Source organism: Cyanobium sp. FACHB-13342, from assembly GCF_014697415.1.
Lineage (GTDB): Bacteria > Cyanobacteriota > Cyanobacteriia > PCC-6307 > Cyanobiaceae > Cyanobium_A.
This window is the reverse complement of sequence record NZ_JACJRT010000015.1, coordinates 36,262-48,970: the sequence shown is the minus strand read 5'-3', so window position 1 is coordinate 48,970 and position 12,709 is coordinate 36,262. Positions and strand designations below refer to the sequence as shown.

The 12,709-nt window shown below is 66.4% G+C and carries 10 protein-coding genes; 1 reads left to right on the top strand and 9 read right to left on the bottom strand.

What is annotated here, in order from left to right; all coding sequences use genetic code 11:
* Window positions 1–17 precede the first annotated feature (17 nt).
* The 6 genes from H6G16_RS12090 to H6G16_RS12065 are packed head-to-tail and all read right to left on the bottom strand — an operon-like array spanning window position 18 to window position 5,889.
* Entirely contained in the window at window positions 18–1,535 is a 1,518-nt protein-coding gene (locus H6G16_RS12090; protein WP_190390579.1) for a GMC family oxidoreductase, read from the bottom strand.
* 30 nt (window positions 1,536–1,565) lie between these two features.
* On the bottom strand, window positions 1,566–2,150 hold the full coding sequence (locus H6G16_RS12085) for a heme-copper oxidase subunit III (protein WP_190390578.1): 585 nt from the start codon (window positions 2,148–2,150) through the stop codon (window positions 1,566–1,568).
* Window positions 2,147–3,823, bottom strand: coding sequence for a cbb3-type cytochrome c oxidase subunit I (locus H6G16_RS12080; RefSeq protein WP_190390577.1), 1,677 nt, complete (start codon window positions 3,821–3,823; stop codon window positions 2,147–2,149). Before H6G16_RS12080 ends, H6G16_RS12085 begins: the two co-directional genes overlap by 4 nt.
* Before the next feature lie 4 nt (window positions 3,824–3,827).
* Window positions 3,828–4,775, bottom strand: coding sequence for a cytochrome c oxidase subunit II (locus H6G16_RS12075; RefSeq protein WP_190390576.1), 948 nt, complete (start codon window positions 4,773–4,775; stop codon window positions 3,828–3,830).
* Entirely contained in the window at window positions 4,772–5,392 is a 621-nt protein-coding gene (locus H6G16_RS12070; RefSeq protein ID WP_190390575.1) for a DUF2231 domain-containing protein, read from the bottom strand. The genes H6G16_RS12075 and H6G16_RS12070 overlap by 4 nt, the downstream gene beginning before the upstream one ends.
* Entirely contained in the window at window positions 5,392–5,889 is a 498-nt protein-coding gene (locus tag H6G16_RS12065) for a DUF2231 domain-containing protein (RefSeq protein WP_190390574.1), read from the bottom strand. The genes H6G16_RS12070 and H6G16_RS12065 overlap by 1 nt, the downstream gene beginning before the upstream one ends.
* A 174-nt stretch (window positions 5,890–6,063) precedes the next feature.
* Here H6G16_RS12065 and H6G16_RS12060 point away from each other — a divergent pair, with 174 nt between their 5' ends.
* Window positions 6,064–6,579, top strand: coding sequence for a DUF308 domain-containing protein (locus H6G16_RS12060; RefSeq protein WP_242036415.1), 516 nt, complete (start codon window positions 6,064–6,066; stop codon window positions 6,577–6,579).
* Here H6G16_RS12060 and ggt read toward each other — a convergent pair.
* From ggt to H6G16_RS12045, 3 genes are read right to left on the bottom strand one after another with little or no spacing between them, the layout of a single operon-like run.
* Complete coding sequence (ggt, locus tag H6G16_RS12055) at window positions 6,551–8,350, bottom strand: gamma-glutamyltransferase (RefSeq protein ID WP_190390572.1); 1,800 nt, start codon at window positions 8,348–8,350, stop codon at window positions 6,551–6,553. The two genes, H6G16_RS12060 and ggt, sit on opposite strands and share 29 nt — an antisense overlap.
* Window positions 8,347–12,087: a hydantoinase B/oxoprolinase family protein gene (locus tag H6G16_RS12050; protein WP_190390571.1), complete on the bottom strand. Its 3,741-nt coding sequence runs from the start codon at window positions 12,085–12,087 to the stop codon at window positions 8,347–8,349. The genes ggt and H6G16_RS12050 overlap by 4 nt, the downstream gene beginning before the upstream one ends.
* The gene (locus tag H6G16_RS12045; RefSeq protein ID WP_190390570.1) at window positions 12,088–12,579 is read right to left on the bottom strand and encodes a YajQ family cyclic di-GMP-binding protein; all 492 of its coding nucleotides are present in this window, start codon (window positions 12,577–12,579) and stop codon (window positions 12,088–12,090) included.
* Window positions 12,580–12,709: the final 130 nt, after the last annotated feature.

Genomic DNA, 12,709 nt, shown 5'->3' with positions numbered 1-12,709 from the left:
AGTGGGGATGGGGTCGGTCATCGCAGGGATCCCTTCAGAACGTCGGCAATGCGCAAGGCGTTGGCGATCACCGTGAGGCCGAAGCCCATGGCCGGACACGCTGGAAACACACTGGCATCGGCAATCGTGAGGTTGGCCACCTCATGGCTACGGCCCTGCAAATCCACCACCGACGTCGCGGGATTGTCGCCCATGCGGCAGGTGCCACAGCTGTAGCCCATGGCCGAGAGGGGCGCTTCACCACGGGGATGGGTGGGTGCCTCCTTCACCACATGGCAATCGGGGTCAGCCTCCACCGCCTTGAGCGTGTCGATCCAGCGGTAGACAAGGCGATCATGGGCCTCACGGTTGTTGGGCTGGTAGGTGATCTGGATCCGATCCCCCCGCAGGCTGACGCGGTTGTGGGGATCGGGCAGCACCGGACTCATGGCCCACCAACTGATCGAGCGCGAAGCCAGCTGTTCGATGCCGAAATTGGGGAGCAGCTTGGTCACCAGGGAGAGCACCGGCGGCGACTCGGCGAACAGGGCATCCTGCAGAACCCCACCCCCGTTCTGGATCGAACCAAGTGGGAACGAGACGTTCTGGTCTCCCCAGAGGTAGTCGTTGATGCCATAACTGCGTCCGTAGCGACCACTGTTCGCTTCCGTGGCGAGCTGCAGGATCGAGGTGAGCTGCAGCTTCATCAGGTTGCGGCCCACCTGGTCGGAGCCGTTGGCCAACCCCCGGGGGTGGCGGTCGGTGGCGGAGCGCAACAGGATCGCCGCACTGTTGACGGCCCCAGCCGCCAGCACCACCTGGTGACCCATGAACAACCAGCTCTGGCCATCCACCAGGGCCTCCACGCCCCGCACCTCCGTGCCACTGGGGTTGACATGCAGCCGTTGCACCTGGGCCCCGGTCTTCACCACCACTGAGGTGGACGCGCGGGCGGGGTCGACGCCGAACAACTCCGCATCGCCACTGGGATCCGCCACGGATTCCGACCAGCTTTGGGGCAGGGGATAGGGGCGAACCCCCTGGCGCACTAAGGCGAGCCTTAGCTCCTCAAAAAAGGGTTCAACCGGTTTGGGAGAGAGCCCATAGGCCTGGGCCGACGTGGGTTCAGTGGGATCGAGCCCCCGCTGACCATGCACCCGGTAGAGCGTTTCGGCCTGGTCGTACCACGGCTCCAGATCACCGGAACCGAGCCCCCAGGCCGGGGCCCGGCCCTCCTGCAGTGGCAGGCCAGCAAACTCCTGCTCCCGCAGACGCTCGAGCACCCCACCCCAGATCTTGGTATTCCCTCCCAAGGCATAGATGGTCTGGGGAGAGAAGGGATCCCCATCGGTGCCGAACCATTGCTCCTTGGGGTGGTAGCGATCCTTGCGGAACAGATCGACGTCAGCGACGTTCTGATCGACAAGCGGCATCTGCTGGCCCCGCTCCAGCACCAACACAGCGTGACCCGAACTCGCCAGGGACCGTGCCATGGTGCCGCCGGCCGCACCACTGCCGATGATGATGACGTCGTAATGGCGGTCGTCGATGATCATGGGGAAGACTTCAACAGGGAACGGGAAGGGTCAACTGCGCTGCCAGACGTAGATGAGCACAAACAGGATGATCCAGATCACATCCACGAAGTGCCAAAACAGAGATGTGGCCTGCACCCCCTGCTCTCCTCCCGCGTAGTTCTGGGGGATGAAGGATTTGACCAGCATCAGGCCCATCAGAAACACACCGGTGGCCACATGGAGTCCATGAAAGCCGGTGAGCAGATAGAACGTGCCACCGAACACACCACTGGTGAAGCCGAACTGAAGGCCACCCCACTCGACGGCCTGGCCATAGAGGAAGTAGGCCCCCAAAGCCATGGTGAGCAGCCAGAACGCCCGGAAGCCGGGCAAATTGCCCTTGGCCATGCAACGTTCTGCCAACCAGATGGTGCCGGAACTGGACACCAGCACCACGGTGTTGATCAGCGGCATGCGCCACTCCAACCCGTCCACGCCCGCGGGCAACCAATTGAGAGCACTGGTTTTCAGCAGGGCGAACCCACTGAAGAACGCCAAGAAGATGACGCTCTCAGAGCACAGGAAAATGATGAAACCGGTGAGGTTGTGGTTTGGATGCTCGCCCGTCGCGGGCTGGCCGGTAGTGGCGGTCATGCGCTGGCCTCCTGAAGGGTGAGTTGCCGTTCGATCTCAGCCTGGTTCTCCACGAGGGGTTCACCGGTGCCGTAGCCATAGGGGCGGGAAATCACGGTGGGAACGTGCTCACCGAAATTGTCCTCGGGTGGGGGTGAGGGCAACAGCCATTCCAGGCCGATGGCATTCCAGGGGTTGTGGGGGGCCTTGGGTCCACGGACCCAGGCACTCACCATGTTGAGCAGGAAGGGAATGATCGAGACCCCGAGCAGGAAGGCCCCCAAACTGGCCAGCACGTTCCAGAAGGCAAACTCCGGGTCGTAACTGGAGACCCGCCGGGGCATCCCCATCAGGCCGAGGGGGTGCATGGGCAGAAAATTGAGGTTGGCCCCAACGAAGGTGAGCAGGAAATGCAACTTGCCAAGGCCTTCATAGGGCATGCGGCCGGTGAATTTCGGGAACCAGTGGTAGATCGCGGCAAAGATTCCCATCACCGCTGCTCCATAGATCACGTAGTGGAAGTGGCCCACCACGAAGTAGGTGTTGGACACATGAATGTCCACCGGAACGGTGGCCAGCATCACTCCGGTGATACCGGCGAACACGAAGTTAAAGAGGCCTCCGAGGCAGAACAGCATCGGCGTGGTGAGCCGCAGCTTGCCGCGCCAGATCGTGCCCAGCCAGGCGAACACCTTCACTCCAGTGGGCACGGAAATCAGCATGGTGTTGACCATGAAGAGATTGCGCATCCACTGGGGAACACCACTGGTGAAGAAGTGGTGCACCCACACGATCAGGCCCAAGCCCACGATGATGAACGAGGCCAGGGAGACATACACATAGCCAAACAGGGGCTTGCGGGAATAAACCGGGAACAGCTCCGAGAAGATCCCGAACACCGGCAGGATGATCACATACACCGCTGGATGGGAATAGAACCAGAAGAAGTGCTGATAGAGGACTGGATCCCCCCCGCCCTCCGCCTGGTAAAAACTGGTGCCAAAACTCAGGTCCATCAGCAGCATCACAGCGCCACCGGTGAGGGCCGGCAAACCGATCAGCTGCAGACTCTGGGCAGCGAGGGCCGTCCAGCAGAACACCGGCATGCGGAAAAAGCCCATCCCGGGAGCCCGCATCCGCAGAATCGTGGTCACAAAGTTGACGGCGCCCATGATCGAGGACACCCCCGAAAGCGCCACGGCCGTCAACCAGAGGCCCTGACCATTGACGAAATGGCCCAATGGGTTCTGGATGCTGACGGGCGGGTAGGACCACCAACCGGAATAGGCCGGACCTCCCGGCACAAAAAAGCTGGCGATCAACAGGCTCCCAAAGATCGGAACCAGCCAGAAGGCCACCGCGTTGAGCCGCGGGAACGCCATGTCCGGAGCGCCGATCATGGTGGGGATCAGCAGGTTATTGAGCCCATTCAGCACCGGGAAGATGAACAGGAACAGCATGATGGTTCCGTGCATCGTGTAGATGCCGTTGTACACCGTGCGGTCCACCAGATCAGCCGCCGGGGTGATCAGCTCCCCCCGGATGATCATGGCCAACAGACCACCGATCAGGAAGAAGAAGAAGGCCGTGACGATGTACTGAATGCCAATCACCTTGGCATCGGTATTGAAGCCGAAGTAACGGGTCCAGGACCTGTTCTCCGGAGGACTGGCGGGGAAGGTGGCGGAAGTCATGAACTCAGGCGTCATGCGGCAGGGTGTTGGATCCGGGAACGTTCACCTGGGGGGGCGGTGCCGGTGGCACGGTGGCCCAGCCCGGATTCTTCAATTGCTTGCGCGTGCCGTACTCGCCGACCGCATCGCTCAGACCAGGCTGCAATGGCTGGTGAGCGGCGTGCTGGAGCCAGGCCTGGTACTCCTCCTGGCTCTCCACCACCACATCGGCCTGGTTGGCAGCGAACCAGGTTCCGCTGAACTGGGAATCCCGCAGGCGGTAACGCCCCTCGCGGGTGGGAGTGAGATTGAAGTTGATCGCCCGACCCGGAATGACGTCCTGTTTGAGGCGGAAGGCCGGGATGTAAAACCCGTGCAGCACGTCCTCGGACACGAGACGGAAGGTGACGGGCTGATCCACCGGCAAATGCAGCTCGGTGGTGGAGACGTTGGCATCGGGATAGCGGAATTCCCACGACCATTGCCTGGCGATCACCTCCACCTGCTCGGCAGGCAGCCGATCGGCGGGATAGCCACCCTGCTCCTCCACCGGATTGGCCAGATGGATGTGCTCCATCGGCCCCAGCACCCCGAGCCGGGTGTTCACCTGAATGGCGTACACCGCAATCGCCATCACCAGCACGAAGGGAATGGCTGTCCACACCACCTCCAAACGGGTGTTGCCCTCAATCGGTTCGGCATCGGTTTCGTCGTATTTCTCGGCACGGTGCATCACCACCACCCACACCATCACCGACACCACGGCGCCGAAGACGAAGGTGCCGATGCCCGTTTCAAAGCTGAACAGCCCATCCACCAAGGGAGCGGCGGTGGAAGCCTGAACCGGCAACCAGCGGTAGGCCTGCTGGGCCATCCACCAACTCAGGGCGATCAATAGGCCGATCCAGCCCAACAGGGCCACCAGACCCACGCTGCTGATCGGAGGCCGGGAACGGCCGGACGGGTTGCTCATGGCAGGGCCTCGTTGAGATCAGCGCCCGCGGCCAACAACTGATCGGCGGTGATGTGCACCCCAAACTCAGCGGCCAGCTCGGCCCCGAGGGTGCCGTGCAGGCCGATCACCAGGAACAGCCCGAGCCCGACCAGCAGGTAGAGCCACTGCACCTGACGGCCCATGTCGCGGCGCCAGACAAAGCGCTGGTAGCCCCGCCACACCGTCATGGCCACGATCACCAGCAGGATCAGCACACCGCCCACGCCATGCCAGAGCATCGTCTCCATGCTCTGCAGGCCGATGGTGCTGGTGACCCCAGGCAGCGGAACCGCCAACAGCATTTCAAAGAAGCCGGCCGCCACCGTGAAAAAGGTGACGATCGCGCAGGCCAGCAGGTTGTACCAACCCACATCGTGAAAGCCGCCACGGGTGACGGGCAGGGCCAAAAAGCGGAACACCCGCTTCTCCACCGGGTAGAGGGCACCGGCAATGTCAAAGGCGATCGCGATCACGAACAGGCCGATCGTGAGATGCACCAGGTTGGGGTGGATCGGCAGCGCGTAGGGCAACCCGTTGGGCCCGAGCTCCGCGGACAACTGCTCGATGGGCCAGCCCGAGGGGATGAAGGAGGCCATCACACCAAGCCCTCGCGCATGGCCTGAACCACCGGCACCGTATGCAGGCCATAGACCCAGATCAACTGATTGCCGAGGGTGACCTGCACCACAATCAGGGCCGCCAGTAGACCCCCAGCGCCGAGGAAGGCCAAGGGAAGCTGCTGGGGATCCTTACTTCGAATGACGTAGCGCCAGCCCGACATCAACGACAGCACTCCAGCCAGCGACCAGCCGATGGTGCTGTGCAGATTGAGAATGTCGCGGGAGGCCCCATAGGGGTTGGCCAATCCGGCTTCAACCTGGCCAAAGATGATTGCCACAAAGATGGCGGCGGTGGCGAACAGCAAGTTCCAAAAACTCACCTCAAACAGGGCTGACCGCCGGGTCAGCACACCGATCAGATCAAACACAAACGTGATCAACCCCATGGCGATCACAAAGTGCACAACGATTGGATGGAGGGTATCCATCCAAGGCAGATTGTGGTCGTTGAGCGGCGGTAGCAGCTCAAGCATGGGCCCACGCCAAACAGAGATGCCAATCACGCTGCAGAGACCGCGGCAAGGGCGCCGCAGGCTGTGATGGTTTGCTACACGGGCGTGCTGTTTTGCTGACCAAGGAAGCCTTCAGGCGAACCAGGGATGCTCGGCAGACGAATTAAAGTGGTGCTCATACCGGTTTCTGATGCGTTGACGGTTCCCGCTTCCCCCACCCTGCGCTGGGTCACCGCTGCCCTGCTTTTTGCTGCAGCCGGGCTGTCAATCGTGCTGCCGTTCGTGTCGGCCACCCTGCTCACCATCGCCGTGGGGGCCGTTTCCGTGATCGCCGGCGTGTCCCAGCTGCTGCGGCTCACCGGCGAGCCCGACACCAAGGGCAAGATCTTTCGTGTGCTCTCCGGCCTCCTCTACCTGGGAGGCGGTGTGTGGGTCCTGGCTTTCCCCGTGGCCAGCGAAGTAAGCCTCACCCTGTTTGTGGGCTTCCTGCTCGCCTTTGAAGGGGTGATGGAACTGGCCGCTGCAGCCACCGGCCAGGGGGCGGCGCGGGGCCTGGTGCTGCTCGACGGCATCGTCACCGCCGTGCTGGGCGGCATGCTGATCGCCGAATGGCCCTCGGACAGCATCTGGGCGATCGGCATGTTGTTCGGCATTGGCTTGGCCTTCTCGGCCATCAACCTGATCACCGCTCCGAGCCAACCGGCGGCTTGAGCTGCAGCTCGCCAATGGCAGCCGCATCGAGACGGCGGGGATCCGCTACACCCAGGCTTCCCCCCTCGGCCAACACCTCGACGCTGTTGGCCGAACCCATGGCGGCGGTCACCACCACCCGGTGACCCTGCCCTTCCAGCAGGCGCAGGGTGTCCGGGCTGAGGCCCTGCTCCACGCTCACCTGGTCGGGCCAGAGCTGGGAGTGGATGCGGGGGCTGGCCACCGCTGAGGCCAGATTCAGCCCGTGCACCAGGCGGTTGAGCAGCACCTGCAGCACCGTGGTGATGATGCGGCTGCCGCCCGGGCTGCCGGTGGCCAGCCATGGACGCCCATCGCGGCGAAACACCAGGGTGGGCGTCATCGAGCTGAGGGGGCGCTTGCCGGGGGCAATCGCATTGGCGCTGCCCTGCACCAACCCGTAGGCGTTGGCCACACCGGGCTTGGCGGTGAAGTCGTCCATCTCGTTGTTGAGCAGGAAACCGGCGCCGGGAACGCTGATGCCACTGCCGTAGGCGAAGTTGAGCGTGGTGGTGAGGGCCACCAGGCCCCCCTGAGGGTCGGCCACCGAGAGGTGCGTGGTGTTGGTGCCGCCGGAGCTGGGGGTCTCTGCGGCCAGGTCGGCGGCCGGACGATGGCGATCCAGCCGGATCTGGCCGCGCAGGCGGTCCGCATGGGCGGGGCTGAGCAGCCGCTCCAACGGCATGGCCACCTGGTCGGGATCGCCGAGCCACTGGTTGCGGTCGCGGTAGGCCAGGTTCATCGCCTCCACCATCCGGTGCAGGCTGGCGGCACTGTTCAGACCCAGCTGGGCTAGGGGCATGGGCTCCAGCACCTGGAGCAGCTGCACCAGGGTGACGCCACCGCCGCTGGGCGGCGGCATGGTGACCACCGGATAGCCCTGGAAGCGCGCCTGCAGGGGCCGCACCAACTGGGCCCGGTAGCCATCGAGATCGGCTTGGCGAATCAAGCCACCCCTTTGGCGCATCAACGCCACCAGGGACTCGGCGATCGGACCCTGGTAGAAGCCCCGCTCGCCCTGGTTGGCGATGCGCTGCAGGCTGGCGGCCAGCAGGGGCTGGCGCCAGATCGTCCCCGGCCGCAGGGGACGCTGCAGGAACAGCTGGGTGGAGGTGGGATCGGCCTGCAGCAGGGGCGTGGCCTGCCGCAGGGAATCGGCCAGCTCCTTGCCCACCGGAAAGCCGCGGCTGGCCAAGCGGATGGCCGGTGCCATCACGCTGGCCCGCGAGAGGCGGCCATAGCAGCGCTGGGCGAGCAGCAGTCCGGCGGGGGTGCCCGGCACGGCCACACTCAAGGGGCTGCGGGTGGCCCGCTGGCGATCCACCTCCCCATCCGGGCCCAGGAACATCCCAGCCATGGCGGCCAGAGGAGCGGTTTCGCGGAAGTTCACCGCCACCGCCGTGCCGCGGCCCACCCGGATCTCAGCGGCCGCCGAACAGCCGCGCGCGGCCGCCGGAGAAGGACCCGGCAGCCAGAGCACCAGAAAACCCCCACCCCCCAGATTGCCGGCCTGGGGGAGGGTCACCGCCAGGGCGAAGGCCGTGGCCACGGCCCCATCCACCGCATTGCCCCCCCGGGCCAGCACGGCCGCCCCCGCCCGGGAAGCCAGCTGCTCCTGGCTGGCCACCATGCCGGCGGGCGACCACTGGGGCTGGAAGCGCTGGCTGCGCTCCTGCAGCACCTCGGCCTGCACGGGCTGGGCCAGCGCCGCCACCAGCGCCAGCGACCATCGGGGCAGGTCAACCGCGCTCATGGCACGGGGGGCGGGCCGTAGCCACCGCCACCCGGGGTTTCGATGCGCAGGGCTTCGCCGGGTTGCAGCTGCAGCTCGCAACAGCCCTCCAGCTCACGGATGGTGCCGTCGACACCGATCCAGCTGTTGCGGCCACAGGCCCCGGGTTGCCCTCCGGCCAGGCCGGCCGGCGGCACCCGGCGCGAACCGGAGATCAAGGCTGCGGTCACGGGCTCGAGGAACCGCAGCTGCCGCACCACGCCATCGCCTCCCCGGAAGCAACCGGCTCCCCCCGAACCCGTACGGATCGCAAACTGCTCAAGCCGCACCGGAAACCGTGATTCGAGGATTTCCGGATCGGTGAGGCGGGAATTGGTCATGTGGCTCTGCACCGCCGAAGCCCCCGGGTAGCCCCTGGCCCCGGCACCGGTGCCGCCGCAGATGGTTTCGTAGTACTGGCAGTGGGCGTTGCCGAAGCTGAGGTTGTTCATGGTGCCTTGGGCCGCCGCCTGGATCCCCAGGGCGGCGAACAGGGCATTGGCGGCCGCCTGGGAGATCTCCACATTGCCTGCCACCACCGCCGCCGGGGGCCGGGGATGGAGCAGGGACCCCTCCGGCACGATCAGGTCGATGGGTTCGAAACAGCCGGCATTGAGCGGGATGTCCTCCCCCACCAGGCAGCGAAAGACATAGAGCACCACCGCCTTGGTCACCGCCAGGGGGGCATTGAGGTTGCCGTCGTGCTGGGGAGAGGTGCCGCTGAAATCCACCCGGGCCCGGCGGGCCTCCGCATCGATCTCCACCGCCACCTGGATCTGAGCACCATGGTCGAGCTCCACCCGGGCCCGGCCGCTGCGCAGCCCCGCCATGGCCCGAGCCACCGCTTGGGCGGCATGGGCCTGCACGTGGGCCATGTACGCCTGCACCTCGAGTAGGCCATGGCGGTCGATCAGGCGCCCAAGCTCCCCAACCCCCAGGCGGTTGGCCGCCACCTGGGCCTGGAGATCGGCGAGCAGTTGGTCGGGGTTGCGCACCGGATGGCAACCCGCTGCGAGGCGTTGCCGCCAACTTCCCTCCTCGAAGCCGCCATCGCTGAGGAACACCACGTTATCGAGCAGCAGACCCTCGTCGGCAATGGTGCGGCTGAAGGCCGGCATCGAGCCGGGGGTGATGCCCCCCACATCGGCGTGGTGGCCCCGCGACGCCACAAAGAACAGGGGCCCACCCCCGGGCTCCGGGCCGAACAGGGGCGTGATGGCCGTGATGTCCGGCAGATGGGTACCGCCGTTGTAGGGGTTGTTGGAGAGCACCACATCCCCTGGAGCCAGGGGGGGACGCTCGCCGCAGGCGATGGCCGCCAGCAGGCTGGCCACGCTCTCCCCCATCGAACCCAGGTGCACCGGAATGTGGGGAGCATTGGCCACGAGCCGGCCGCGGGCGTCGAACAGGGCACAGGAGAAATCGAGCCGTTCGCGGATGTTCACCGAGCGGGCGCTGAGTTGCAGCCGCACCCCCATCTGCTCAGCAATGGCGGAGAAGCGGTGGTTGTAGAGCTGCAGCAAGGTGGGATCGGGGGGGTGCACGCCACCGGCCTGCGTATCACCAGATGCGCATCCCTCGGCAGGGCATGGGGCCCCCTGCACCACCAGCCTCTCCAACAGCAGGGCCCCATCGGCCATCACCGTGGCCTGCCAACCGGGCTCCAGCACGGTGGTGGTGGTGAGGTCCACCACCAGGGCCGGGCCCTCCAGCCGCTGCCCCGGCACGAGCTGGCCTGGCCGCCACAGGGGCACAGGTTGCCAACCGGCCTTCTCGCCCAGCCACAGGGGGGTGGTTGCAGCCTCGGCCAGCGGCCCTTCAGCGCGGGGGGAAGCTGGCGAACCCCGCTGCCCCAGCGCATCCGGCGTCGGTCCTGGCGCCACCTCCACCAGCAGCCGCTCCACGATCCAGTGCTCCCCGCTGGGGCAGGTGCCATAGCGCTGCCGATGGCTCCCGGCGATGGCCTGCCGCAGCTCCTCCACCGTGGCGGCATCGTTGGGCTGCTCAGGGCACCAGGCCACCTCCAGCCCCTGCTCCCGACCGGCGGCCCGAATCTCCAGGCGCATCCCGATCCGGCGGGGGGCCTCTCCAGACCCCACCCCCTCGGGGAGCTCGCCCACGGCCTGGCGCACCAGCGCGGCGGCCCGCTGGCGCAAAACGGGCAGGGCGGCGGCCTCCAGGGGGAGCCGCGGCGAGCACTCCAGCAACAGCCTCTGCTCGGCCATGCCGAGGCCGTAGGCCGACAGCACTCCGGCCAGGGGATGGAGCAACACCCGCGGCACACCCAGCACCTCGGCCAGCCGGCAGGCGTGTTGGCCACCGGCCCCTCCGTAGCTCACCAGCAACGCCTCGCGCAGGTCGTGGCCGCGCTGGATGGAGATGCGGCGCACCGCTTCCGCCATCGCCTCGATGGCGATCTGCAGGGCCCCGGCCGCCACCTGCTCGGGCGTCATGCCCGGTGCCATCGCCTCCATGGCGGTGGCCAGGCTGGCAAAGCGTTGGCGCACAGCCTCCGCATCGGCGGGTTGGTCAGCATTGGGGCCAAACACCGCCGGCAGAGCCGCCACCGGCAAGCGGCCCAGCAGCAGGTTGGCATCGGTGATCGTGGCCGGACCTCCGCGGCGGTAGGCCGCCGGCCCCGGATCGGCTCCGGCGGAGGCCGGTCCCACCAGCAGCCGCTGGCCATCGAAGCGCAGGATCGACCCACCCCCGGCCGCCACCGTGTGGATCGGCAGCATCGGGGCCTGCAGCTGCAAGCCCACGATCTCCGTGGTGGGGCTGCGCTCCCAAGCCAGATCCCCCTGCTGGCCATCGAAATGAAACACATCGGTGGAGGTGCCTCCCATGTCGAAACCGACGATCGGCTGGGGTGGCAATCCGGCAGCCTCCAACACCTGGAGCCCCACGGACACCGCGCCCACCATGCCGCCTGCCGGCCCTGAGAGGATCGTGTCCTTGGCCAGCAGGGCCCCCGGAGCCGCCAGGGTGCCGCTGGAGCGCATCACCTGCAGGCGCGTGGCTGGGCCCAGGGCCTGCTGCACCTGGTGGAGATAACGCCCCAGCACCGGTGCCACCGCCACCTCCACCAGGGCGGTCTGGCCGCGGGGAACGAGCCGGGGCCGGCCACTGAGCCGGTGGGACAGCACCACGGCCTCAAAGCCCAGGGGCTCCAGCCACGCCCCCAGCTGGAGCTCATGACAGGGGTTGCAGGTGCTGTGCAGCAAGGCAACGGCGCAGGTGGCGTAGCCATCGGCCTGGGCTTGCCGCAGCTGCCGCTGGAGATCGTCGGTCCATTGGAGCGGTTCCAGCTCGGTTCCATCGGCCGCCAGGCGCCCGGCCACCTCCAGCACCCGCACCGTCAGGGGATCGGGCCGCTTGATCTCCAGGGCAAACAGGTCGGGGCGGTGCTGGTCGCCAATGGTGAGCAGATCGGCCAAGCCCCGGTTGATCAGCAGCACCACTCCGGCGCCTTGCCCCTCCAGCAGGGCATTGGTGGCCACGGTGGTGCCGAGCCGCACCTCCTCCACCAGGCCGGCTGGCACGGGCGCCAGGCCGGGCTTCAGACCAAGCACCTGCCGGATGGCCCGCACCGCCGGATCGCCGGGGCACTCGGGCTGCACGGACAGCACCTTGCGCACCACCAGATCGCCGGCGGGACTGCGGCCCACCACATCGGTGAAGGTGCCGCCGCGATCAATCCAGAAGCGCCAACCCGCCACTCAGCGGTAGTTTTCAAACTGCAGGGGCACCTCAACGTCCTGGGCCTTGAGCAGGCTGATGGCCTGCTGCAGGTCGTCCTTGTTCTTGCCGGTGATCCGCAGGCTGTCGCCCTGGATCGACACGGTGACCTTCTTGAGTTCATCGCGCACGGTTTTGCTCAGGCTCTTGGCCAGCTCCTGGGTGAGCCCCTTGCGCAGCTTGACCACCTGCTTCACCCGGTTACCACCCACGGCCTCGGGAGGCTGGAAGTCGAAGATCTTGAGCGAGAGGTTGCGCTTGGTGGCCTTCTGGCGCAGCACATCCTCCACGGCCTGGAGGGTCATGTCGCTGGCGGTGGTGATGGTGAGACTGGTCTCCTCCAGATCGATTTCGGTGTTGGAATCCTTGAGGTCGTAGCGCTGACCGACGTCGCGGCGCACCTGATCGAGCGTATTCACCAGTTCCTGGCGGTCGAAATCGGAGACCACGTCGAAGGAAAAGGTGTCGGCCATCGGAACGGGGGCTGGGAATCAGCGCGAGCGTCCCAGGAGCCTAGAAAAGAACCTCCGACTCGGCACTCCCCCGGCCAGCCCACCCGAGCGCCCCAGCTGCGTAGCCACCGCCCCCCGATGCCATGACCGT

Coding starts and splice junctions, on each gene's coding strand:
- H6G16_RS12090 (WP_190390579.1), bottom strand. CDS start 1,535: ATGATCATCGACGACCGCCATTACGACGTCATCATCATCGGCAGTGGT.
- H6G16_RS12085 (WP_190390578.1), bottom strand. CDS start 2,150: ATGACCGCCACTACCGGCCAGCCCGCGACGGGCGAGCATCCAAACCAC.
- H6G16_RS12045 (WP_190390570.1), bottom strand. CDS start 12,579: ATGGCCGACACCTTTTCCTTCGACGTGGTCTCCGATTTCGACCGCCAG.
- ggt (WP_190390572.1), bottom strand. CDS start 8,350: ATGAGCGCGGTTGACCTGCCCCGATGGTCGCTGGCGCTGGTGGCGGCG.
- H6G16_RS12070 (WP_190390575.1), bottom strand. CDS start 5,392: ATGGCCTCCTTCATCCCCTCGGGCTGGCCCATCGAGCAGTTGTCCGCG.
- H6G16_RS12080 (WP_190390577.1), bottom strand. CDS start 3,823: ATGACTTCCGCCACCTTCCCCGCCAGTCCTCCGGAGAACAGGTCCTGG.
- H6G16_RS12075 (WP_190390576.1), bottom strand. CDS start 4,775: ATGAGCAACCCGTCCGGCCGTTCCCGGCCTCCGATCAGCAGCGTGGGT.
- H6G16_RS12065 (WP_190390574.1), bottom strand. CDS start 5,889: ATGCTTGAGCTGCTACCGCCGCTCAACGACCACAATCTGCCTTGGATG.